This is a genomic window from Streptomyces sp. NPDC001634, from assembly GCF_040298185.1.
In the GTDB taxonomy this organism is placed as follows: domain Bacteria; phylum Actinomycetota; class Actinomycetes; order Streptomycetales; family Streptomycetaceae; genus Streptomyces.
On the sequence record NZ_JBEOZU010000064.1, the window covers coordinates 15,453 to 38,688 of the forward strand.

Consider the following 23,236-nt stretch of genomic DNA (forward strand, 5'->3'; position numbering starts at 1 on the left):
GGTAGGTTAGCGTGGCGGTATGACAGACGTCGAGGGCCCGGCCTACGTACCCGGGCACGGGCTGCTCAGCGGGCGTTCGGCCGTCATCACCGCGGCCGCCGGCGCAGGAATCGGCGGGGCGACCGCGCGCCGGTTCCTTGAGGAGGGAGCGCGCGTCCTGATCAGCGACGCGCACGCACGACGGCTGAAGGAGTACGAGGCCGTGCTGGCCGGGGAGTTCGGCCCGGAGTCCGTGGCCGCCATGCCCTGCGATGTGACCGACGAGACGCAGGTGCGCGGCCTCTTCGACACCGCGGTGCGGGAGCACGGCCGGCTCGACATCGTGGTCAACAACGCGGGCCTCGGCGGGACCTCACTGCTCGTCGACATGACCGACGAGCAGTGGTCGAAGGTGCTGGACGTGACACTGAACGGTACGTTCCGGTGTACGCGGGCCGCCCTGCTTTCGATGAAGGAGACGGGCGGCGGCGTGATCGTCAACAACGCCTCCGTCGTCGGCTGGCGCGCCCAGGCCGGACAGGCGCACTACGCCGCCGCGAAGGCGGGCGTGATGGCCCTGACCCGGTGCGCGGCGATCGAGGCGGCCGAGTACGGGGTGCGGGTCAACGCGGTCTCGCCGAGCCTCGCCATGCATCCGCACCTGGTGAAGGTGACCTCGCCCGAGCTGCTGGCGGAGCTGACCGAGCGGGAGGCCTTCGGGCGGTACGCCGAGCCGTGGGAGGTGGCCAACGTGATCGTGTTCCTGGCGTCCGGCTACTCCTCGTACATGACCGGCGAGGTCGTAGCCGTCAGCAGTCAGCACGCCTAGGACCACAATGGATCTGTGCCGACGAAGAAGAAGCCCCAGGTGACCGCCGCCCCCGCCCGTCGCCGCGAACTCCTCGACACCGCCGCCGAGGTCTTCGCCGAGCAGGGCTACAACGCCACCACCGTACGCAAGATCGCGGACCACGCCGGGATGCTCGCGGGCAGCCTCTACTACCACTTCGACTCCAAGGAGTCGATGCTGGAGGAGATCCTGCGCACGTTCCTCGACGAGCTCTGGGACGGCTACGACACCGTCCTGGACGCGGAACTCGGCCCGCGCGAAACCCTGGAGGCGCTGGTCACCGAGTCCTTCCGGGAGATCGACCGGCACCGTGCGGCCGTCGCGATCTACCAGAAGGAGTCCAAACAGCTCGTGGCGCAGGAACGGTTCGCGTTCCTCGCCGAGTCGCAGCGCAAGTTCGAGAAGGCGTGGCTGTCCACGCTGGAGCGCGGGGTCGCCGCCCGGGTCTTCCGGGCCGACCTCGACGTCCGGCTCACCTACCGGTTCGTGCGCGACACGGTGTGGGTCGCCGCGTCCTGGTACCGGCCCGGCGGGCACCACAGCCCGGAGGAGATCGCCCGGCAGTACCTGTCGATGGTGCTGGACGGGATCGCCGTACGTATCTGACCCACAGGGGGTTCGCCATGACCGAGGCCTACATCGTCGAAGCGGTCCGCACGCCCGTCGGGCGGCGCCGGGGCGGGCTGAGCGGGGTCCATCCGGCCGACCTGGGCGCGCATGTGCTAGGGGCCCTGGTGTCGCGTTCCGGCGTGGACCCGGCCGCCGTGGAGGACGTCGTCTTCGGCTGCCTGGACACGGTCGGGCCGCAGGCCGGGGACATCGCCCGCACCTGCTGGCTGGCGGCCGGGCTGCCCGAGGAGGTGCCGGGCGTGACCGTCGACCGGCAGTGCGGCTCCTCGCAGCAGGCCGTGCACTTCGCCGCACAGGCCGTGCTGTCCGGCACCCAGGACCTGGTCGTCGCGGGCGGCGTCCAGAACATGTCACAGATCCCGATCGCCTTCGCCTCCCGCCAGGCCGCGGAACCGCTGGGGCTCACCCAGGGGCCGTTCGCGGGCAGCGAGGGATGGCGGGCCCGCTACGGCGACCGGCCCGTCAATCAGTTCCACGGCGCCGAGCTGATCGCCGCGAAGTGGGGCATCACGCGGCGCGACCAGGAGGAGTTCGCGCTGCGCTCGCACCAGCGGGCGATCCACGCGATCGACGAGGGCCGCTTCGACCGGGAGACCGTCGCCTACGGGGACGTGACGGTCGACGAGGGCCCGCGCCGGGACACCTCGCTGGAGAAGATGGCCGGGCTGAAACCGGTCCTGGACGGCGGTACCGTCACCGCCGCGTGCTCCTCGCAGGTCTCCGACGGCGCGGCGGCCATGCTGCTGGCCTCGGAGCGGGCGGTACGGGAGCACGGGCTGACCCCGCGCGCCCGCATCCACCACCTCACGGTGCGCGGCGAGGACCCCATCCGCATGCTGACGGCCCCGATCCCGGCGACCGCGCACGCCCTGAAGAAGACCGGCCTCACGATCGACGACATCGACCTCGTCGAGATCAACGAGGCGTTCGCCCCGGTCGTCCTCGCCTGGATCGAGGAGACCGGCGCCGACCCGGAGAAGGTCAACGTCAACGGCGGCGCCATCGCCCTCGGCCACCCCCTGGGCGCCACGGGCGCCAAGCTGATGACCACCCTGCTCCACGAACTGGAGCGCACCGGCGGCCGCTTCGGCCTGCAGACGATGTGCGAGGGCGGCGGCCAGGCGAACGTGACGATCATCGAACGGCTCTGAGGCGCAGGGCCAGGGGCCCACCGCCGCCGCGGGGCGACACCCGGAAGGTGACGCCCCGCAGGCAGAGGGTCAGCGCCCGAGCGAGAACCCCAGCACCACCCCCGCGGAGACCTCCACCATGCCCGGCGCCAGGTCGCCCGCCGAACTGCCGCCCCCGCCGCCGTGGCCGCGGTAGTTGCTGAACTCCCTGGACTCGGCGTCGACATCCTGGATGTGCAGCACGGTGCCGAGCGTCACACCCGCGGCCTCCGCGTACACCTCGGCCTTGCGGCGGGCCGCGGCCACCGCCTTGCGGCGCGCCTCATCGCGCAGGGCGGGCTTGTTGTGCACGTCGAACTCCACGCTGTCGATACGCTCGGCGCCCGCGACCACCACATCCACGATGAGCTGCTGAAGATCGTCCAATGCCTCGGTCTCGACGGAGTACGAGGCCTGGCACCGGTAGCCCAGGAACTTCCGTCCGCTCCCGTAACCGTCGTACTCCGAGCTGAGCCTGAGCCGGGAACCCGACACCGACGCGTCCGGTATCCCGTGCCCGCGCAGTACCTGGCGCAGCTGTGACACCGCCAGGCCCGCCCTCTGGAACGCCTTGTCCGCCGACGGCTCCAGCACGTCCACCGTCGGCTTCACCCGGACCAGCTGAGGCTCCACGCGCACGCTTCCGGCGCCGAACACACTCAGGCCCCACGGTTCTGTGATCGATTCGGTCATTCGCGCATTGAAGCACCGGGCACGGGCAGCGCGCCCAGGGTTTCCCGGGCCTGGGCCATCACCCGCTCCACCAGCTCCGCACACGACGGCAGATCCTCGATCACCCCGGCGACCTGCCCGGCGGCCATCACCCCCAGATCCGTACGCCCGTCGACCATCGCCGACTTCAGCAGCATCGGTGTGTTCGCGGCGAGCAGGACCTGGCTCCACGTCAGGTCCTTGCCGTGCCGCATGGCGAGCCCGTCGCGGATCATCCGGGACCAGGTCAGGCCCGACAGCTTCCGGAAGCCCGCCGCCCGGCGCACGGCCCGCAGCAGCGCGCGCGTCCGGCCCGCACGCTCCAGGGAGTCGACGAGCGGTGTACGGAGCATACGGTGCGGCAGGCCGTCCACTGCCGTGGTCACGGTGATGTCCTTGAGAGTCGCCGCCAGGTATCTCGCCTTCACCGCGTCCGGGACCGTGGACTGCGAGGTCAGCAGGAACCGGGTGCCCATCGCGATGCCCGCCGCCCCGTACGCCAGCGCCGCGACCAGCCCTCGCCCGTCGTGGAAACCGCCCGCCGCCACCACCGGGATGTCCACCGCGTCCACCACCTGCGGCAGCAGCACCGTCGTCGCCACCTCGCCGGTGTGACCGCCGCCCTCGCCGCCCTGCACGATCACCGCGTCCGCGCCCCAGGCGGCCACCTTCTCGGCGTGCCGGCGGGCGCCGACGGACGGGATGACGATCACGCCGGCGTCCTTGAGCCCGGCGATGAGCTCCTTGGACGGCGCGAGCGCAAAGGACGCGACCCGCACGCCCTCCTCGACGATGATCCGCACGCGGTCCCGGGCGTCCCCGGCGTCTGCACGCAGATTCACCCCGAACGGCGCGTCCGTACGCGACCGGACCTCCCGTATCGCCTCCCGTAACCGGTCGGGTGTCATGGTCGCGGAGGCCAGGATGCCCAGTGCACCCGCGTTCGCCGTGGCGGAGACCAGGCGCGGGCCCGCCACCCACCCCATGCCGGTCTGAACGATCGGATGACGGACACCGACGAGCCGGGTCAGCGCGGTCTCCATCAGCGGCCCTCGAACGCACGGCCGGAATCGGGGACCTCGCGCTCCCGTATCCCCTGCGGATCGATCAACTCGCGGATCAACCGCAGCTCCTCCGCCGTCGGTTCCCGGGTGTACGGCACGTCGTCCGGGACCGTCAGCTCGAAACCCGTCGCCTCCCGCACCTCCTCCACCGTCACCCCCGGATGCAGCGAGGCCAGCCGCATCGAGCGGTCCGGGGTGGCGAAGTCGAAGACACCGAGGTCGGACACCACGCGCGGGATGCGATGGAAGCGGGCGGTGGCCGGATGCCGGGCCGCCCGGTCGTACCCCACCCCGCACACCATGTCGACCCCGTCGACGAACACCCTCCGTGAGTGCCGCGGTATCCAGTAACTGGTCGGATTGTTGAGCGTGTTGACCGGCGCCCCGCGCACCCCGAGCAACTGCCGCAGGGGCCTTTCCCAGTCGCCGATGCACGAGATGTTCTGGTTGCCGAAGCGGTCGATCTGGCTCGCGCCCATCATCACGTGCCGCCGACCGCTGGTGACCAGCGTCAGATGCTGTCGGTACGGCAGCCAGCCCTCCACCGTCCCGTCGACACCCACGAGCATCGCCTCGCCGTCGGTGAGCAGCAGGTCCGGCGAGAAGGTCCGCCTGGCGAGCCGTGCCCCGACGGACGGCACCGGGCCCATGGGGCTTGCGAGGATCTCGCCCGCTCCGCGCCAGGCCTCGGCGCAGGCGATCACGCAGTACTCGGCGCGGGTCGCACCGCTCATGACCGCTCCTTGTGCCAGGCCCGGACGGCCGACTGATACGCGTGTTCGTCCCCGGCCAGAAACCGCTCGGCGAACAAGGGCCACTCCGTGGTCGCGTAGTGCTTCTGGAAGGCCTCGTCCCGGTCGTGGTCGGGCGCGCAGGACGTGAAGTGCGCGCCGTTCGGAGCCTCGACCACGCCGGTCACGGTCTGCCGCTTGATGAGGAGGGTCTGCGGCGCGGCCTCCTTCGTCAGCTCCGCCGTGTCCACGATCCGCTCGCACGAGACGTACGCCGTGTCGGCCGCTTCGCAGAACAGATCGTCGAAGTACGGGTCCGGGCCCAGGTACTGGCCGTTGCCCAGCCGGTCGGCGCGGTTGACGTGGACCAGGGCGGCGTCCATCCGCAGCGCGGGCATGGCGACGAACTCCTCGCGGAGGCCCGGCCCGCCCCCGCCCGTGCCACTGGCCCCCGGGGACCCTGTCCCCTCCGGACCGGCGAACGGCCATCCCTCCCCGTACGGCGAAGTGACCGTCCGCAGGCCGGGGTTGACCCGCATCACGTCAGAGCCGAGGCCCGCCCGCACCGGCAGGAACGGCAGCCGGTTCGCCGCCGCGTGCAGCCCCCACATGAACATCGCCTCGTCGACCTCCGCCAACTCGAAGGCACCGCTCTCGCGCGCCGCTCGATAGTGCGGTTCGAGCGGGATCGAGTCGAGGGTGGCGAACGCGGAGACGAGTCTGCGGATCCGCCCGGCGGCCGCGAGCATGCCGACATCCGGGCCGCCGTACGAGACGACCGTGAGATCCGTGATCCCGGAGCGCAGCAGCGCCCGCACCAGGGCCATCGGCTTGCGGCGCGAGCCCCAGCCGCCGATGCCCAGGGTCATGCCGCTCTCCAGCCGGGAGACCACCTCATCGGCGGTCATCGTCTTGTCGCTCACCTACGCACCCTCCTTCCCGAAGGTGTCCCGGACGCGGCCGGCCACGCCGCTGAGATTTGCCTCGAAGGTGAAGCCCTGCTCGAAGCGGTAGCTGCGGCGCACGTCGACCGGGTCGATGCCGTTGATGGCGGCCTTGGCGAGCCGGAGCAGCTCGCCGTCCTTGGCCGCGATCTCCCGAGCCAGTTCCAGGGCGGCCGCACGCAGCCGGTCACGCGGCACGACCCGCCACACCGAGCCGTGCGCGTGCAATTCGGCGGCCGTCGCCGTCCGCGAGGTGTAGTACAGGGCCCGCATCAGATGCTGCGGAACCAGCCGGGCCAGATGCGTGGCCGCGCCCAGCGCACCCCGGTCCAGCTCGGGCAGCCCGAAGACGGCGTCCTCGCTCGCCACGATCGCGTCCGCGTTGCCCACCAGCCCTATCCCGCCGCCCAGACAGAAGCCCTGCACCGCCGCCACGACCGGCACCTCGCACTCGTACACCGCCGCGAATGCCTCGAAGCAGCCGCGGTTGGCCCCGATCAGCGCACTGCTGCCCTCCGCCTGTATCTCCTTGATGTCCACACCCGCGTTGAAACCGCGACCCTCCGCGGCCAGCACAACACACCGGACCTCCGGGTCACGGCCCGCCGACCGCACCGCGTCGGCCAGGCCGAACCAGCCGGTCACCGGCAGCGCGTTCACCGGCGGGAAGTCGACCGTGACGACGGCGACCCCTTTTTCCGGGCACGAGGTGGAGACACCCATGGGCACATCAGCTACCTTTCCACCAAACGTTTGTTAGGTGCGATTCGAAGCTAGCAGGCATCGCATCCCGGCGGGAGGCCCTGTGGACAACTCGGACGGCCCGGCTCCGAACGGACCGGGCGGGAGTTTCGAACGGACCGCCCGGAGCCTGCGCGGCCGGACCGCCGTCGTCACCGGCGGCACCCGCGGCGTCGGGGCCGGGATCGCCCGGGCGTTCGTCGCGGCCGGTGCCGATGTCGTGGTGTGCGCCCGACGACCGCCCGAAGTCCCCCTGGAAGGAGCCGAGTTCGCCCCGCTCGATGTGTGCGACCCGCCCGCCGTACGGGACTTCTTCGGCGCGCTGCCCCGCGTCGACGTACTGGTCAACAACGCGGGCGGCGCCCCCTACCGGCCCCTCGCCGACGCCGGGCCCGAACGTCACGCCCGGGTCGTCGAACTCAATCTCGTCGCACCGCTGACCGTCTCCCTCGCCGCGTACGACCACCTCAGACACGCCCGGGGAGCGGTCGTGATGATCGGCAGCGTGAGCGGCAGCCGCCCCTCTCCGGGCACCGCCGCCTACGGGGCGGCCAAGGCAGGACTGGAGAGCCTTGCCCGGTCCATGGCCGTCGAGTGGGCGCCCGAGGTGCGGGTCAACACGCTCGTCGTCGGGATGGTCCGCACCGAGCTGTCTCATATCCACTACGGAGGAGAGGACGGCATCGCGGCCGTCTCCCGCACCGTTCCGCTGGGACGGCTCGCCGAGCCGTCCGACATCGGGGAGGCCGCCGTCTTCCTCGCCTCGGACGCCGCCGCGTACATCACCGGGGCGAGTCTGCTCGTCCACGGGGGAGGGGAAAGGCCGGCATTCCTCGACGCGGCGACCGCCAACAAGGGCTCGTGAGCCACCCCTGTAGGGGCTGTAGGGGCTGCAAGGACAGCAAATCGACAAGTCGATCCAGCAATACGAACGGCCGACGGACAAACGGACAAGGGGACATGAAGTGACAGGTATCGCCGACGGTCGGGTGGTCGTCGTCACCGGCGCGGGCCGTGGACTCGGCCGCGCCCACGCCCTCGCGTTCGCCGCGGAGGGCGCGAAGGTCGTCGTCAACGACCTCGGGGTCGGCCTCGACGGCACGCCCGGCGCCGACAGCCCGGCCGGGCGGGTCGTCGAGGAGATCCGCGCGGCGGGCGGGGAGGCGGTCGCGCACGGCGGCGACATCGCGACGAGCGCCGGGGCCGCATCGCTGGTGGCGACCGCCCTGGAGACGTACGGGCGGCTCGACACCCTGGTCAACAACGCCGGGTTTCTGCGTGACCGGATGCTGGTCAACCTCGACGAGGACGACTGGGACGCCGTCGTACGCGTGCACCTCAAGGGGCACTTCCTGCCGCTGAAGCACGCGGCGGCGCACTGGCGGGCGGAGGCGAAAGCGGGACGCACGCCGCGGGCCCGTATCGTCAACACCAGCAGCGGGGCAGGTCTGCTGGGGTCCGTGGGGCAGGGCAACTACAGCGCGGCGAAGGCGGGAATCGTGGCTCTGACGCTGGTCGCGGCGGCGGAACTCGCGCGATACGGCGTTCAGGCCAACGCGATCGCGCCCGCCGCACGCACCCGGATGACCGAGCGTACGTTCGCCGGGACGATGGCGGTGCCCGCATCCGGCTTCGACGCCATGGCCCCCGAGAACGTCTCGCCGTTGGTCGTCTGGCTCGGCTCCACGGCGAGCGCCGGAGTCAGCGGACGGGTCTTCGAGGCGGAGGGCGGACGGATCAGCGTCATGGAGGGCTGGCGGCAGGGCCCGACCGCCGACAAGGGGGCGCGCTGGTCTCCGGCCGAGGCGGGTGAGGCGGCGTGGAAACTGCTGGCGGAGACGGCGGTTCCGGGGGAGGTGTACGGGGCGCAGTAGCCCTTCGGTGGCACGCCCCGCCGGGGCGTGGCAGCTGGTTGCGAGGCTGGTGAGATCCCGGACGTGGTGCCCGCGAGATCACCCGGGCACGGCGGACAGCACGACGTTCACCAGCGGCACCACCAGGAAGCCCCGTCCTGTGAAGTGATTGCGCTGCAGGTCATGGAGTCGGCCGGGCTGCGCGGCTCCGAATCGCTCCCCGTGCACGTCCGCCTCACCCCCGCGCCGCGCCGGGGCGGGCCTCCAGCAGGCCCGCTATCACGCCGTGTCCGGTCTGCTGGTCGTTCGCCGCCGCCGGCCGGCCGTCGCGCAGGAGAGCGACCTCGACCGTCACCGTGCCGGGCTCCTCCTCGAAGCGGCGCGTGACGTACTCGTGCCCCGGGCCGTACGTCGCCTCCAGACCCGCCCGGAGTTCCGCCGCAATGTCCCGCGCCAGCCAGCGCCGGGCCTCGGCGAGGGCCTCCTGTCGCGCTCGCGCGCCGTGCTCCAGCAGCGCCCGTACGCAGCCGGGCGAGCCGCGGCGGGCGGCCGCCACCAGCGGGGGCTCGCCCGTGGGACCGGGCAGATCCGGGTCCGCGCCCGCCGCCAGCAGCGCCCGTACGACGTCGGCGTGCCCTCGTTGCACCGCCCAGGTCAGCGCCCGGAATCCGTACTCCTCCACCAGATCCGGCGTCGCCCCGGCCGCGAGCAGCGCCCGTACGACCTCGGTGTGGCCTCCGCAGGCGGCCCCGCACAGGGGTGCGTCGGCGCCCGCGCTGAGGCGGTCGGGGTCGGCGCCGGTCGCCAGCAGCAGCCGTACGGTGCCCGGCGCGTCGCTCACCGCCGCCAGATACAGGGCCGTCTGACCCTCCGCGTCCACCGACTCGGGGCTCGCGCCCGCGCGCAGCAGTCGTACGACCGCGTCCTCGTCCCCTTCGTACACCGCCGTGAACAGTCCCGGCGGCTCGTGCGTGTTCATGCTTCGACCCTCGCTCGCCGAGGGTTCGGGGTGCAAAGACATATGAGGTGTTCTGTGCCACCTCTGTGCTGCCTCTCAGGTCACGCCAAGCGACGGCGGCACCTCATGTGTCGCACTCCAGTACGGTCCGGCACAGCCCGCAGCGTGCCCGTACCCGCCCCCGCACGGGCACCCTGATCCGCTGCTGGCAGGTCGGGCACGGGAAGGAGACGCGCAGCGGGCCGCGGCCGGCCGGGGTGAAGGAGTACGGGACGCCCGGATGCGGGCCGGGGGAGGCGTGGTCCTGGGCGTAGCGGCGGTCCTTGGCGTAGCGGCGGCGGCCCGCCCAGCCGGCCGCCGTCAGGGGTGGCTGCTGCTCGTCGTGGCGCGCCTGCGCCATGCCCTTCGTGTACGCCGTGTACGCCTGCGGGCTGGTGAACCAGATCGCCGGGTCCTCGCCGAACAGCAGTGCCCGCTTGGCGAGGACGTAGCCGAACTCCTCCGGGGTGAGATAGCCGAGCTTCTGCGACGACGCCCCGTCCTCGCGGTAGGCGTCCAGGAGCAGCCAGCCCGCGCCCAGGTACGTCGTCGCCGTGTCGGTGAGGATCTCGTTGTCGCGTGTGCTGGGGAAAGCCAGGTCGAGGCGGTGCAGATAGACGTGCATCACCTCGTGCGCGAGGGCCGCGCCGATGTCCCGGCGGTGGGTGCGGAAGCGGTCGTTCAGCTCGATGAAGTACTCGGGGCCCGCGGTGAGTTCGACGTTCGCTGCGTGGGTCATCTCGCGGAAGCTGACGATCATCCGGGCGTCGGGCAGCCGGTAGTGCCGTACCAGCTCGCGCGCCACGCGCTGCGCCCCCAGATGCAGGTCGTCCTGGTCGGAGAACGCCACATCGGCGGGGAGCACGCTGGTCGCGAAGGTGTGGATGGTGTCGTAGGAGAGCCTTTTGTACAGCGCGGTGATGGCCGCCCGCACCGTGTCCAGGTGCGGATAGCCGTGCTCGACCGGTCCGTCGTTCGCCACGTCCGCACCCCCAAAGACGCCAGCACTGAATCCACTGTATGCGCGCTTCCTCCCCCCGGCGGAGCGTGCGCGGGTGCGAGGATCTCGCGTCGCACGGCCCTCTGGCCGGAAATCGGTTCTTGTCGCCCCCGCCGTCCGTCCAAATAATTCGTAAAGACTTGGCGGGAGCATGACATGAACTTCTCGCGTGCTTCCGCCATGCGGTCAACCCCCCACGGAAGGAAGCACGTTGAAGCTTCTGAAGAAGACCATCGGTCTCAAAAGAGCCGTCGCGGCCGTCGCCGTCGCCCTCGCCGCCCTCTCGCTCCAGCCGCTGTCCGCGCAGGCGGCTCCCCAGCCCGTCGTCGGCGGGACGCGTGCCGCGCAGGGCGAGTTCCCGTTCATGGTGCGGCTCTCCATGGGCTGCGGCGGAGCCCTGTATGCCAAGAACATCGTCCTGACCGCCGCGCACTGCGTCAGCGGATCCGGCACCAACACCTCCATCACCGCCACCGCCGGCGTCGTCGACCTGCAAAGCAGCAGCGCGATCAAGGTGAAGTCGACCAAGGTGCTGCAGGCCCCCGGCTACAACGGCAAGGGCAGGGACTGGGCGCTGATCAAACTCGCCCGGCCCATCGACCTCCCCACCCTGAAGATCGCCACCACCACCGCGTACAACAACGGGAACTTCACCATCGCCGGCTGGGGCGCGGCCCGCGAGGGCGGCGGCCAGCAGCGCTACCTGCTCAAGGCCACCGTCCCCTTCGTCGACGACGCGACCTGTCAGCAGGCTTACGGCAGCGACCTGGTGCCCGGCGAGGAGATCTGCGCCGGATTCCCGCAGGGTGGCGTCGACACCTGTCAGGGCGACTCCGGCGGGCCCATGTTCCGCAAGGACAACACCGGCGCGTACCTCCAGGTCGGCATCGTCAGCTGGGGCCAGGGCTGCGCACGCGCCGGCTACCCCGGCGTCTACACCGAGGTCTCCACCTTCGCGGCCGACATAGCCAGGGCCGCATCCGGCCTCTGACCCGACCCGCACAGGCGTACCCCCCCCATGGGTACGAGAGCGCCCGCGGTCCGCCCCGGCCGCGGGCGCTCTCCCGCACGCCCCTTGCCCCCGTGCCGCGCGTGGTCGCGGGCCACAAACCCCCGGAGGACGATCCGCACTCCGGACAGGGACGATCGCGTACGCGCACGCCCTCTAGGCTGGTCGCCCATGACCACCCGCCACACCGCCACCGGAGACGTCGACCCGGCCGTCCGCGCCGAACTGGCCCGGCTGCGCGAGAGCATCGACAACATCGACGCAGCCGTCGTCCACATGCTCGCCGAACGCTTCAAGTGCACCCAGCAGGTCGGCCATCTCAAGGCCGCACACCAGCTGCCGCCCGCCGACCCGGCCCGCGAGGCCGCCCAGATCGCCCGGCTGCGCCGACTCGCCGAGAACGCCAGACTCGACCCCGCGTTCGCGGAAAAACTGCTCAATTTCATCATCGCCGAGGTCATCCGCCACCACGAGCGCATCGCCGACGGCGCCACGGCCGCCATCGACGCTCCGGGGGAGTGACAACCCGCGGCCGGCCGGGCATCCTGCGCTGAACGCTCCGTACGGACCGGCCGGGCGCACGGCGCCCAGCCGACCGGGTGACTCCACGTCAGATCAAAGGAAAGTGCGGTAAGACGGTCCGGGCACCATCTGGTTGTCCAAGCGAGGGGACGTCGGGCCATGCCGTCTGATGCCAGGATTCTCATCGTCGACGACCATGAGGACACACTCTTCGCACTGGAGAGCGCCCTGGCCCCGCTGGGCTACCGGCTGACCCGCGCCACCAGCGGCGACGACGCCCTCAAGGAGGTCCTGCGCGGCCAGGTCGGCCTCCTGCTCCTCGACGTGCGCATGCCCGGCGTCAGCGGACTCGACGTCGTGCGCTACATGCGGCGCGTGGAACAGACCCAGCACATCCCGATCATCCTGCTCACCGGCTTCGGCTCCGACGCCGCACTTGCCTCCGCCGCCTTCGGACTCGGCGTCGCCGACCTCGTGATGAAACCCGTCGACCCCTGGACCCTGCGCACCAAAGTCCGCTACCTCTACGACGCCCACCGGCGCTTTCAGGCCCTGGAACAGGAAGTCCGCGCCCTGCGCGCCAGGATCCAGGAGCCCACCGCACCCCCGGCCCGCGCCCTGCCGCATCCGGACGCCCGCGTACCGGGCCGGCGCAATGAACCCACCGGCGAACCGTCCCGCGAACGCACCTCCGCACGGTGCGACAGACGGACATAGGCCGTGTAACGGACCGCCCCTGTGCGCTGTCAGCGGCATCAGGCAGCATGTCCTTCATGTCCGTACTGACGCGCAACGAAGCGCAGACCCGTGCCCGGCTCCTCGACGTCCACCGCTACGAGATCGCCCTCGATCTGACCCGCGGCGACGAGACCTTCGACTCCCGTACCGTCATCCGCTTCACGGTGCGCGGGGACCAAGCCGTCGCGGACACCTTCGTCGAGCTCAAGCCCGCCGAGCTGCGCTCCGCCACCCTGGACGGACAGCCCCTCGACCCCAAGACCCTCACCGAGAACCGGCTGCCGCTGAAGGACCTCACCGCGGGCGAGCACGAACTGCGCATCGACGCCGCCATGCGCTACTCGCGCACCGGCGAGGGCATGCACCGCTTCACCGACCCCACCGACGGCGAGACCTACGTCTACACCCAGCTGTTCATGGACGACGTCCAGCGCGTCTTCGCTGCCTTCGACCAGCCCGACCTCAAGGCCGTCTTCGACCTCACCGTCAAGGCGCCCGAGGGCTGGAGCGTCCTCGCCAACGGCATCACCACCCACCAGAGCGACGGCACCTGGCAGGCCGCCACCACCCCCCTCATCTCCACCTACCTGGTCGCCGTCGCCGCCGGCCCCTGGCACTCCGTGCGCACCGAACACCGCGGACTGCCCTTCGGCATCCACTGCCGCCGCTCCCTCGCACCCCACCTCGACACCGACGCGGACGAACTCTTCGAGATCACCCGCCAGTGCTACGACCGCTACCACGAGAAGTTCGAGGAGCCCTACCCCTTCGACTCCTACGACCAGGCGTTCGTCCCCGAATTCAACGCCGGAGCCATGGAGAACCCCGGACTCGTCACCTTCCGCGACGAATTCGTCTACCGCTCCGCCGTCACCGACACCCAGCGCCAGACCCGCGCCATGGTCATCGCCCACGAGATGGCCCACATGTGGTTCGGCGACCTCGTCACCCTGCGCTGGTGGGACGACATCTGGCTGAACGAGTCCTTCGCCGAGTACATGGGCTACCAGACCCTCACCGAAGCCACCCGCTTCACCGACACCTGGACCGACTTCGGCGTCGCCCGCAAGGCCTGGGGATACGACGCGGACCAGCGCCCCTCCACCCACCCCGTGGCCCCCGAAGCCGTCGACGACACCGCCTCCGCACTCCTCAACTTCGACGGCATCTCCTACGCCAAGGGCGCCTCCGCGCTCCGGCAGCTGGTGGCCTGGCTCGGCGACAAGGACTTCCTCGCCGGCATCAACACCCACTTCGCCCGCCACCGCTTCGGCAACGCGGCCCTCGCCGACTTCATCGACTCCCTCGCGAGCGCCACCGACCGCGACGTGCACGCCTGGGCCGACTCCTGGCTGCGCACCACCGGCGTCGACACCCTCACCGCGCACCTCACCCAGGCCGACGACGGCACCTACGCCCTCACCGTCGGCCGCGACGGCAGCCGCCCCCACCGCATCACCGTCGGCCTCTACGACCAGGACCTCGGCGACGACGGCGGCCTCACCCTGCGCGATCGCCTCGACCTCGACGTCCCGCAGACCGCACCACTGCCCCTCGGCAAACGCCCCTCCCTGCTCCTGCTCAACGACGGCGACCTCACCTACGCCAAGGTCCGGTTCGACCCCGAGTCCTTCAAGACCGTCCGCGGGGCCCTGTCCGGCCTGCCCGACCCCCTCACCCGCGCCGTCGTGTGGAACGCCCTGCGCGACGCCGTACGCGACGGCCACCTCCCCGCCACCGCCTACCTGGAAGCCGCCCGCACCCACCTCCCGCACGAGACCGACCTGGCCCTCGTCGAAGGCGTCCTCGCCTTCGCCTCCGCCCACGTCGCCGACCGCTACCTGCGGGCCGCCGACCGGCCCGCCGCGCTCACCACCCTCACCGCCCTGTGCCGCGACCTCATCCGCCGCACCGAGGACGGCTCCCACTCCGGGCTGCGCCTGATCGCCGTACGCCACTTCATCGACGCCGCAGCCCACCCCGACACCATCGCCGCCTGGCTCGCCGACGGCACCGTGCCCGGCGGACCCGAACTCGACCCCGAACTGCGCTGGCGCATCCTCGGCCGTCTCGCCGTCCTCGGCGCCGTCGACGAGCCCACCATCGCCGGGGAACTCGAACGCGACCCCAGCGCCACCGGCCAGGAAGGAGCCGCCCGCTGCCGCGCCGCCCTGCCCGACCCCGACGCCAAGCGGCGCGCCTGGGAGGCGATGTTCACCACCGACGACCTCTCCAACTACCTGTTCACCGCCACCGCACAGGGCTTCTGGCAACCCGAACAGGCCGAACTGGTCGAGGAGTACGTCGACCGCTACTGGACCGACGCACCCCCCGTCGCCGCCCGCCGCGGCCCCGCCATCGCAGCCGCCGCCGGCCGCTGGGCCTTCCCCCGCTACTCCGTCCGGGCGGACACCCTCCAGCGGGGCGAACAGTGCCTGCGCGAGGCGGACCTCACCCCCGCCCTGCACCGCAGGCTCGTCGACGAACTCGACGACCTGGCACGGGCGCTGCGCATCCAGGAGGCGTAACAGGCATTCCGCCCCGGCCGGAGCCCCACCCTCACGGGCCACGGGGGCACCGGCCGGCCGCGCATATGCCACCCCCAGCACTTCCTCCCCACGGCAATACCCCCATTCGGGTCGGATCGTTGTCCTCTTCGGGCAGGCCGGACCACCTCGCATGCAGGCTTGATTCCCCCGCCGCGCGCCTGGAGGACGTCCCATGAGCTTGCCGCCCCTCGCATCGGGGCCCGACGGCCCCGGTACGCTACGGCCGTTGCTCGAAACCGTCCTCGGTGCCCTGGCCGAGGGCGCGCGTGCACGCGGTGGCCCGCTGCCCGCGGGCGGGCCCGAAGCAGTGACCGCCCAGGTGCGCGATGCCGTCGGCGACGTACTGCCGCAGCAGGGCGACCCCGACGCCCTACGCGCCCTCGTCCACGCCTTCGCCGAGGGCGCCGCCGACCCCGCCGACCCCCTGTGCGCCGCCCACCTGCACTGCCCGCCCCTCGCCCTCGCCACCGCCGCCGACCTCGCCGCCAGCGTCCTCAACCCCTCCCTCGACTCCTGGGACCAGGCCCCGGCCGCCTCCGCCCTGGAAACGCTGGTGACACGGGCCCTCGCCGAAGAAGCCGGAGCGGCCGACTCGCTCGTCACCACCGGCGGCACCGAGTCCAACCAGCTCGCCCTCCTCCTCGCCCGCGAAGCCCACGGCAGCATCCAGCTCGTCTGCGGCACGAACGCCCACCACTCCCTCCCGCGCGCAGCCTGGCTCCTCGGCCTGCCCGAACCCGTCGCCGTCCCCGCCCCCCACGGCACCCTCGACCCCACCGCCCTCGACGAAGCCCTCACCGGCGCCCGGCGGCAGAACCACAGGCCCGGCGCCCTGCTCGTCGCCGCCACCGCCGGCACCACCGACGCCGGCCTCATCGACCCCCTGCCCGAGATCGCCGACCTGTGCGCCGCCCACGGCGCCCGCCTCCACATCGACGCCGCCTACGGAGGCGGACTCCTCTTCAGCGACCGCCACCGCCCCAGGCTCACCGGCCTCGACCGCGCCCACACGGTCACCCTCGACCTGCACAAACTCGGCTGGCAGCCCATCGCAGCCGGCCTCCTCACCGTCCGCGACCCCCACGACCTCGACGCCCTCCAGCACCAGGCCGACTACCTCAACGCCGACGACGACACCGAAGCCGGTCTCCCCGACCTCCTCGGACGCTCCCTGCGCACCACCCGGCGCCCCGACATGCTCAAGATCGCCGTCACCCTCAAGACCCTCGGCCGCACCGGACTCGGCACCCTCGTCGACCACGTCTGCGCCCGCGCACACGAGTTCGCCGACCTCGTCCGCGCACACCCCGCCTTCGAGCTCCACGCCCCGCCCACGATCAGCACGGTCCTCTTCCGGCCCGCCGAAGCGTCCGACGACACCGTCGCCGCCCTCCGCCGCACCCTCCTGAACGACGGCCGCACCGTCCTCGGCCGAGCCCGGCTCGACGGCCGCCTCTGGCTCAAGGCCACCCTCCTCAACCCCCACACCCGGCCCGCCGACCTGGCCGCACTCCTGAACCTGGTGGAAGGAAGCACCCCCCGATGACCAACCTCCCGCACCACGAAACCGAAGCGCACCGCGACCTGGTCGGCATCGGCATCGGCCCGTTCAACCTCTCCCTCGCCGCCCTCGCCCACCCCCTCGCCGAACTCGACACCGCCTTCTACGAACAACGCCCCGGCTTCGACTGGCACCCCGGCCTCCTCATCGACGGCACCACCCTCCAAGTCCCCTTCCTCGCCGACCTGGTGACCCTCGCCGACCCCACCAACGCCTGGTCCTTCCTCAACTACCTCAAGACCTGCGACCGCCTCTTCCCCTTCTACTTCGCCGAACGCTTCCACCTCCAGCGCGCCGAATACGACGCCTACTGCCGCTGGGTCGCCGAGGGCCTCCCCGGACTCCACTTCGGCCACCAGGTCGACGCCGTCCGCTGGAACTCCGAGCGCGACGTCTTCGAAGTCGACTTCACCCGCCTCGGCACCGACGACGGGACCGAAACCCTCGGCCGCACATACACACGCAACATCGTCCTCGGCGTCGGCACCGAACCACACGTGCCCGAACCACTGCGACCCCTCGCCGACGCCGCCGGCGTGCCCGTCATCCACGCCGCCGACTACCTCCAGCACCGCGAGGAGTTCCTCGCCGTCGGCCACATCACCGTCATCGGCGCCGGCCAATCGGGCGCCGAGGTCTTCCTCGACCTCCTACGCCACCGCCCCGTCGGCCGGGAGAAGATCCACTGGATCGCCCGCACCGAGGCCTTCGCCCCCATGGAGTACTCCAAGCTCGGCCTGGAACACTTCACCCCCGACTACACCCACTACTTCCACGCCCTCGCCGAACCCGTACGAGACCGCCTCGTCGCCGCCCAATGGCAGCTCCACAAAGGCATCGACGCCGGCACCATCGCCGCCATCCACGACGAGCTCTACCGCCGCACCCTCCACGGCGACTGGCCCGACGTCGTCCTCACCCCCGGCGTCCACGTCCGCACCGCCGGACGCATCGCCACCACCAGGATCGAACTCCACCTCGAACACGAGCAGCAGGACACCCGCACCCGGCTCACCACCGACGCCGTCGTCCTCGCCACCGGCTACCGCGAACGTCCCCTGGGCCGCATCCTGGCCGGACTCGCCCCCTACCTGCGCCGCGACAGCCACGACCGCCCCCGCATCGACGACCAGTTCCGCATGGTCCTCGACCCCGCAGTCACCGGAAGCGTCTACGTCCAGAACGCCGAACTCCACACCCACGGCGTCGGCACCCCCGACCTCGGACTCGCCGCCTGGCGCAGCGCCACCATCCTCAACTCCCTCACCGGCAAAGAGCCCTACCCCCTGCCCCGGCGAACGGCCTACACCACCTTCGGACTCCAGCCACCGGACCGGATCCCGCCGGCCCGGCAGCACCGGACCATCACCCCGCTGGTCGACGGACGGTAAGAAGACCGGAAGGAGAGGAAGAATCCGGGTGGCAGTCCGGTTGGGCTCCCCATGACCACAACATGGATCGCCGCCCACCGCTCCGCCGTCATCAGCCCGTACGAGAGCTTCCAGCTCTTCGAACCCCGCGGTTTCACCGACCGGACCATACGACAGCCGCTACGCCTGGCCGGGGGAGGTGAAGCACTGCGGGTGAGGCTCAGCAACAAGTACGGCAAGGAGCCCCTGGAGATCGGCGCCGCCCATGTCGCCGCCCGCACCCGCGGAAGCGGGATCGACCCCGCCACCCGCACCCCGCTGTTCTTCTCGGGCTCCCCGGCAGCCACGATCCCCGTCGGCGAAGAACTCGTCAGCGACCCGGTCGAACGGCCCGTGAGCGCGGGAGAGGAACTCGCGCTCACCCTCTACCTGCCCGGCGACACAGGACTGACCACCTACTCCGCCGTACCGTACGACATCGGACATGCCGTCCCCGGCAACCAGCTCGACGCCGAAACCTTCCAGGAGGCCGAGGAGCTGACCGGCGGCCACTTCCTCACGGGCGTCGACGTACTGGCCCCCGACGACACCCGCATCGCCGTCGCCTTCGGCGACTCCTGGATCGAGGGCACCGCCACCACCCCCGGCACCGACAACAGCTTCCCCGCACAGCTCAGCCGCCGCCTCACCCACGGCTGGATCGTCAACCAAGGCATCTCCGGCAACCGCCTGCTCACCGACGAGATCGGCGAGCGCCTCCTCGCCCGTGTCGAACGCGACGTCCTCGCAGTGCCCGGCGTCAGCCACGTCCTGATCCACATCGGGCTCAACGACCTCGGCATGCCCGGATTCCGCGCCCACCCCGAGCCCGCCGAAGGAGCCACCGCCGAAGACCTCATCGCAGGGCTCACCGCACTCGCCGACCGCCTGCACACCGCCGGACTCACCGTCATCGGCTCCACCATCGGCCCGTACCGGGGCACGGTGTACGAGGGCTATGACGCCGAGACCGGGCAGGCCGTACGCCGCGAGGTCAACGCATGGCTCCTCGGCGACGAACACCCCTTCGACGGCATCGCCGACGTCGCCGCCGCCGTCGCGGACCCCGCCGAACCCGAACGGATCCGCGACGACTTCAACTCCGGTGACGGCCTCCACGTCAACGACGCCGGCGCGAAAGCCATCGCCGACGCCATCGACACGTCCCTACTGAAACTGTGACCAGAACACCGGACCCCTGGAAGACAGACGTACCGTTCCGCATGAGCTTCCAGTCCACCGACGCGAAGTCCCTCGGATCCAGAACCCCCTTCGCGGTCACCCACTCCGCGATCCGGGTCCGGATCTCCGCCGACTCCGACCACAGCTCCTTGGCCGACGCCACGAACGCGAACGCCCCGCCACCACTGGCACGGTAATTGTTCACCGCGAACACGAACTGCTGCGCGTCATCCAGCGCGGCACCGTTGCAGGTCAGGTCCTTGATGCGCGAACCCGCCGCCTGAGCGATGTCGATCTCATACCGCAGCCCCGACACATAGTCGCAGTTGTAGTCCGGGCGGCCGTTCGCGTCCAAGTGCCGCCCGGCAGGCCATCGGTGACAGAGTGGGACGTATGACTTCCAGCCCAGCGGACCCCCCAGCGGCCCCCGTTCCCTACGGCACCCCCGACGCCCCCCGCATCGCCGTCCGCGGAGAGGCCCACCTCGAAGTCGACCCCGAAATCGCCCGCATCGGCATCACCGTCAGAGCCCGCGGCGCCGACCGCCGCACCACCCTCGACGACCTCGCCCGACGCAACGCCACCGCCCTCGACCTCATCAAAACCTACGGACAAGCCGTCGAACGACTGGAGACCGGAACCCTCTCCATCAGCCCTGAACTGACCCGCCACGGCCACGGCGAACGCGTCCAGGCCTACCACGGCCACGTCCACATCAGCGCCGAACTCTCCGACTTCACCGCACTGGGCGAACTCACCACCCGCCTCGCCGACCTCGAACTCACCAGCGTCCACGGCCCCTGGTGGAACCTCCGCCCCGACTCACCCGCCCACCGCACAGCCCGCCGCCAGGCCGTCCACGAGGCGGTACAGCGCGCCCGCGAATACGCCGACGCCCTCGGCACCACCCTCACGGCCCTCGTCGAACTCGCCGACATCGGCGCCGAGAGCGCAGAACGGCACGCCTACGGAGCCCGCTTCGCGGCCCGATCCTCCCTGGAGGGCACGGCAGGCGGGGACGAAGCCGCCCGCATCGACCTCGAACCCCAACGGCAACACGTCTACGCCCAGATCAACGCACGATTCACCATGGCGCCGCCGCGGCTTTAGTCATCTGTAGTCGTCTGTAATCATGACGATGCGAGGCGTGTTCCAAAAGAATGGGCAAATTCCATCCGGGATGCTCATCGGAGCGCGCCACCGCACAATTCAACACTCGTAAATAACGCTTCACTTAAAGGTTGTTGAGTAGTCACGCCGTCCCAATTCTCTACCCGCCGGTAAGGCCTACGCTCGAAACATGCGCCGAGCAAAGATCGTCTGCACATTGGGCCCCGCCACCGACTCGTACGACCAGATCAAAGCCCTGGTCGAAGCCGGAATGGACGTCGCCCGCTTCAACCTCAGCCACGGCACCTACGCCGAACACGAGGAGCGCTACCGCCGCGTACGAAAGGCCTCCGACGAAACGGGCCGCAGCGTCGGAATCCTCGCCGACCTTCAAGGACCGAAGATCCGGCTCGGCCGCTTCACCGAAGGCCCCGTACTCCTTGAACGCGGAGACACCTTCACCATCACTGTCGAGGACGGCGCCGAAGGAGACCGCCACACCTGCGGAACGACCTACGCGGGCCTGGCCGCCGACGTGACCCGCGGTGAACGCATCCTCGTCGACGACGGAAAGGTCTGCCTGGAAGTCACCTCCGTCGACGGCCCCCGCGTGCACACCGTCGTCGTCGAAGGCGGCATGATCTCCGACCACAAAGGCCTCAACCTTCCCGGCGTCGCCGTCTCCGTCCCCGCCCTCTCCAAGAAGGACGAGGACGACCTCCGCTGGGCCCTGCGCACCGGCTTCGACGTCATCGCCCTCTCCTTCGTCCGCAGCGGCAAGGACATCAAGGACGTCCACCGCATCATGGACGAGGAGAACCGCCGCCTCCCCGTGATCGCCAAGGTGGAGAAACCGCAGGCCGTCGACAACATCGACGAGATCGTCGCGGCATTCGACGGCATCATGGTCGCCCGCGGCGACCTGGGCGTCGAAATGCCCCTGGAACAGGTCCCGATCGTCCAGAAGCGCGCGATCAAACTCGCCAAGCGCAACGCCAAGCCCGTCATCGTCGCCACCCAGATGCTCGACTCGATGATCGACAACTCACGCCCCACGAGGGCAGAGGCCTCGGACGTGGCCAACGCGGTCATCGACGGCACGGACGCCGTGATGCTCTCCGGCGAGACCAGCGTCGGAAAGTACGCCGTCGAGACGGTCAAGACGATGGCCCGCATCGTCGAGGCGGCGGAGGAGGACATCCTCGCCAAGGGCCTCCCGCCCCTGACCGAGAGCAACAAGCCACGCACCCAGGGCGGCGCGGTCGCCCGCGCGGCGGCGGAGATCGGCGACTTCCTCGGCGCCAAGTTCCTGGTCGCCTTCACCCAGTCCGGAGACACCGTCCGCCGCTTGTCCCGCTACCGCTCCCCGATCCCCCTGCTGGCCTTCACCCCCGTGCCGGCCACGCGCTCGCAGCTGAACCTGACGTGGGGCGTGGAGACGTTCCTGGGCCCGCACGTCGACTCCACGGACGCGATGGTCGACCAGGTGGACGAGCTGCTGCTGAAGTACGGCCGCTGCGAGAAGGGCGACATCGTGGTGATCACGGCGGGTTCGCCGCCCGGGGTTTCGGGCTCGACGAACCTGGTGCGGGTGCACCACATCGGGGAGGACGACAGTCCCAAGTAGGCCGGGTGAGTGATGAAGGGCCCCTTCGGAGGGGCCCTTTTTGTTGGTGCGATGCGGTCAGTATTTGGGGCCTACGTGGGTGTCGAGGAGGGCGACGGAGGCTTTGCGGGCGATGGAGACATTGCGAGGGTTCGCCAGTTTCCATTCGACGCCGACGTGGTCGAGTGCGTCCGTGAAGAGCTGGACGATGTCCCTGGACAGGTTCGTGAAGAAGTACCGCGGATACTCGTAGCGCTTGCGCTCACCGCCGATGAGCCGGGTCGTCCAGTTGGTGATGCGACAGCCGTCGGAGTGGATGAGTCCGCGAATGAATTCCCAGGGGTGGGCATCCACGATGGCTTGCTGCCAGGGTTCGAGGGCGATCAGGCGCTCGTGCTTCTTGCCGGGGCCGTGCTGTGGGAACAGGCACGGCCAGTGCTTGCTGTAGCAGGTGACGTACTGACAGCCCTTCCGCTGGACACGGAAAACCTTGTTGGCGGGGCGCACCGCCTGCATTGCTTCGGCGCATGCGTCGATAAGACCGGGCCAGGCGTCGGCGCAGGCTATGCGGAGGAAGTAGACGCGCCTCCGGAGGAGGCTTACGCAGCCGTCTCCAAGGTAAAGGCCCAGCAAGTAGGCGTAGGAGGCGGGCTCGTCGGGTGCGCCGGGACTCTCCCTGCACCGGGGGCACGGAGTTGAGCGGTTCCGGTCGAGAGGTTCGAGGCGTGTCTGCCAGGAGCGGATCGCCGCGCGAGAGATGCCGGTCTCCTTGCTTACCGAATTCAGGCTGCGCCCCTGAGCGACGAGAGCCAGAGCTCGCTTGCGTGTGCCCATGTCGTACATGTGGACACTCTGCGCGACTGATCGTGACTGAGTGCAGC

General features: G+C 70.7%; 23 protein-coding genes and 1 pseudogene. 14 read left to right on the forward strand and 10 right to left on the reverse strand.

Annotated features, from left to right (window positions below; all coding sequences use genetic code 11):
* Window positions 1–19: 19 nt before the first annotated feature.
* From ABT186_RS33060 to ABT186_RS33070, 3 genes are read left to right on the forward strand one after another with little or no spacing between them, the layout of a single operon-like run.
* A complete protein-coding gene (locus tag ABT186_RS33060) occupies window positions 20–808 on the forward strand; it encodes an SDR family oxidoreductase (RefSeq protein WP_351928214.1) in 789 nt (262 codons plus the stop codon).
* A gap of 15 nt (window positions 809–823) precedes the next feature.
* On the forward strand, window positions 824–1,435 hold the full coding sequence (locus tag ABT186_RS33065; protein WP_351236083.1) for a TetR/AcrR family transcriptional regulator: 612 nt from the start codon (window positions 824–826) through the stop codon (window positions 1,433–1,435).
* Window positions 1,436–1,452: 17 nt separating this feature from the next.
* Window positions 1,453–2,610, forward strand: coding sequence for an acetyl-CoA C-acetyltransferase (locus ABT186_RS33070; RefSeq protein ID WP_351236081.1), 1,158 nt, complete (start codon window positions 1,453–1,455; stop codon window positions 2,608–2,610).
* A 69-nt stretch (window positions 2,611–2,679) separates the two neighbouring features.
* Here the strand turns inward: ABT186_RS33070 and ABT186_RS33075 are convergent, their stop codons facing one another.
* The 5 genes from ABT186_RS33075 to ABT186_RS33095 are packed head-to-tail and all read right to left on the reverse strand — an operon-like array spanning window position 2,680 to window position 6,801.
* Window positions 2,680–3,321 (reverse strand): SIMPL domain-containing protein, encoded by a 642-nt coding sequence (locus tag ABT186_RS33075; protein WP_351928216.1) that lies wholly within the window; start codon window positions 3,319–3,321, stop codon window positions 2,680–2,682.
* The gene (locus ABT186_RS33080; protein WP_351236078.1) at window positions 3,318–4,382 is read right to left on the reverse strand and encodes an NAD(P)H-dependent flavin oxidoreductase; all 1,065 of its coding nucleotides are present in this window, start codon (window positions 4,380–4,382) and stop codon (window positions 3,318–3,320) included. Before ABT186_RS33080 ends, ABT186_RS33075 begins: the two co-directional genes overlap by 4 nt.
* Window positions 4,382–5,137 carry a CoA-transferase subunit beta gene (locus tag ABT186_RS33085; RefSeq protein WP_351236076.1) on the reverse strand — a complete coding sequence of 252 codons (756 nt, stop codon included), beginning with the start codon at window positions 5,135–5,137 and terminating at the stop codon, window positions 4,382–4,384. Before ABT186_RS33085 ends, ABT186_RS33080 begins: the two co-directional genes overlap by 1 nt.
* Window positions 5,134–6,057: a CoA transferase subunit A gene (locus ABT186_RS33090; RefSeq protein ID WP_351236074.1), complete on the reverse strand. Its 924-nt coding sequence runs from the start codon at window positions 6,055–6,057 to the stop codon at window positions 5,134–5,136. Before ABT186_RS33090 ends, ABT186_RS33085 begins: the two co-directional genes overlap by 4 nt.
* Window positions 6,058–6,801 (reverse strand): enoyl-CoA hydratase family protein, encoded by a 744-nt coding sequence (locus ABT186_RS33095; RefSeq protein WP_351928218.1) that lies wholly within the window; start codon window positions 6,799–6,801, stop codon window positions 6,058–6,060. It lies immediately after the preceding gene.
* Between the two features lie 148 nt (window positions 6,802–6,949).
* Here ABT186_RS33095 and ABT186_RS33100 point away from each other — a divergent pair, with 148 nt between their 5' ends.
* Together ABT186_RS33100 and ABT186_RS33105 are read left to right on the forward strand one after the other, a co-directional pair.
* A complete protein-coding gene (locus ABT186_RS33100) occupies window positions 6,950–7,684 on the forward strand; it encodes an SDR family oxidoreductase (protein ID WP_351928236.1) in 735 nt (244 codons plus the stop codon).
* 100 nt (window positions 7,685–7,784) lie between these two features.
* Complete coding sequence (locus ABT186_RS33105; RefSeq protein ID WP_351928220.1) at window positions 7,785–8,693, forward strand: SDR family oxidoreductase; 909 nt, start codon at window positions 7,785–7,787, stop codon at window positions 8,691–8,693.
* 78 nt (window positions 8,694–8,771) lie between these two features.
* Here the strand turns inward: ABT186_RS33105 and ABT186_RS33110 are convergent, their stop codons facing one another.
* The 3 genes from ABT186_RS33110 to ABT186_RS33120 all read right to left on the reverse strand — a co-directional run bounded on the left by ABT186_RS33110 (window position 8,772) and on the right by ABT186_RS33120 (window position 10,651).
* Entirely contained in the window at window positions 8,772–8,900 is a 129-nt protein-coding gene (locus ABT186_RS33110) for a hypothetical protein (RefSeq protein WP_351236069.1), read from the reverse strand.
* A 7-nt stretch (window positions 8,901–8,907) separates the two neighbouring features.
* On the reverse strand, window positions 8,908–9,651 hold the full coding sequence (locus ABT186_RS33115; protein ID WP_351928222.1) for an ankyrin repeat domain-containing protein: 744 nt from the start codon (window positions 9,649–9,651) through the stop codon (window positions 8,908–8,910).
* A gap of 103 nt (window positions 9,652–9,754) precedes the next feature.
* Window positions 9,755–10,651 (reverse strand): hypothetical protein, encoded by an 897-nt coding sequence (locus ABT186_RS33120; protein WP_351236066.1) that lies wholly within the window; start codon window positions 10,649–10,651, stop codon window positions 9,755–9,757.
* Window positions 10,652–10,889: 238 nt separating this feature from the next.
* On the opposite strand from ABT186_RS33120, the gene ABT186_RS33125 reads away from it, so the two are divergent.
* The 7 genes from ABT186_RS33125 (at window position 10,890) to ABT186_RS33155 (ending at window position 19,639) form a co-directional block, all read left to right on the forward strand.
* A complete protein-coding gene (locus ABT186_RS33125; protein WP_351928238.1) occupies window positions 10,890–11,660 on the forward strand; it encodes a S1 family peptidase in 771 nt (256 codons plus the stop codon).
* Between the two features lie 189 nt (window positions 11,661–11,849).
* Window positions 11,850–12,200, forward strand: a complete 351-nt coding sequence (locus ABT186_RS33130; protein WP_351236064.1) for a chorismate mutase — start codon at window positions 11,850–11,852, stop codon at window positions 12,198–12,200.
* 159 nt (window positions 12,201–12,359) lie between these two features.
* Entirely contained in the window at window positions 12,360–12,917 is a 558-nt protein-coding gene (locus tag ABT186_RS33135) for a response regulator (protein WP_351236062.1), read from the forward strand.
* A gap of 47 nt (window positions 12,918–12,964) precedes the next feature.
* Window positions 12,965–15,466: an aminopeptidase N gene (gene pepN / locus ABT186_RS33140; RefSeq protein WP_351236060.1), complete on the forward strand. Its 2,502-nt coding sequence runs from the start codon at window positions 12,965–12,967 to the stop codon at window positions 15,464–15,466.
* 193 nt (window positions 15,467–15,659) lie between these two features.
* Complete coding sequence (locus ABT186_RS33145; RefSeq protein ID WP_351236058.1) at window positions 15,660–17,033, forward strand: pyridoxal phosphate-dependent decarboxylase family protein; 1,374 nt, start codon at window positions 15,660–15,662, stop codon at window positions 17,031–17,033.
* The gene (locus ABT186_RS33150) at window positions 17,030–18,439 is read left to right on the forward strand and encodes a lysine N(6)-hydroxylase/L-ornithine N(5)-oxygenase family protein (protein WP_351928224.1); all 1,410 of its coding nucleotides are present in this window, start codon (window positions 17,030–17,032) and stop codon (window positions 18,437–18,439) included. Before ABT186_RS33145 ends, ABT186_RS33150 begins: the two co-directional genes overlap by 4 nt.
* 51 nt (window positions 18,440–18,490) lie before the next feature.
* Window positions 18,491–19,639, forward strand: coding sequence for a GDSL-type esterase/lipase family protein (locus ABT186_RS33155; protein ID WP_351236054.1), 1,149 nt, complete (start codon window positions 18,491–18,493; stop codon window positions 19,637–19,639).
* 19 nt (window positions 19,640–19,658) lie between these two features.
* On the opposite strand, the pseudogene ABT186_RS33160 reads toward ABT186_RS33155, so the two are convergent.
* Window positions 19,659–19,991 (reverse strand): annotated as a pseudogene (locus ABT186_RS33160) (5'-nucleotidase C-terminal domain-containing protein); the annotation flags it as partial.
* Window positions 19,992–20,032: 41 nt separating this feature from the next.
* Between ABT186_RS33160 and ABT186_RS33165 the strand changes: the two are divergent.
* Both ABT186_RS33165 and pyk read left to right on the forward strand, forming a co-directional pair.
* On the forward strand, window positions 20,033–20,749 hold the full coding sequence (locus ABT186_RS33165; protein WP_351236052.1) for an SIMPL domain-containing protein: 717 nt from the start codon (window positions 20,033–20,035) through the stop codon (window positions 20,747–20,749).
* 190 nt (window positions 20,750–20,939) lie between these two features.
* Complete coding sequence (gene pyk / locus ABT186_RS33170; protein WP_351236050.1) at window positions 20,940–22,376, forward strand: pyruvate kinase; 1,437 nt, start codon at window positions 20,940–20,942, stop codon at window positions 22,374–22,376.
* A 57-nt stretch (window positions 22,377–22,433) separates the two neighbouring features.
* Here pyk and ABT186_RS33175 read toward each other — a convergent pair whose 3' ends face one another.
* Window positions 22,434–23,198, reverse strand: coding sequence for a helix-turn-helix domain-containing protein (locus ABT186_RS33175; RefSeq protein ID WP_351236048.1), 765 nt, complete (start codon window positions 23,196–23,198; stop codon window positions 22,434–22,436).
* Between the last annotated feature and the right edge of the window lie 38 nt (window positions 23,199–23,236).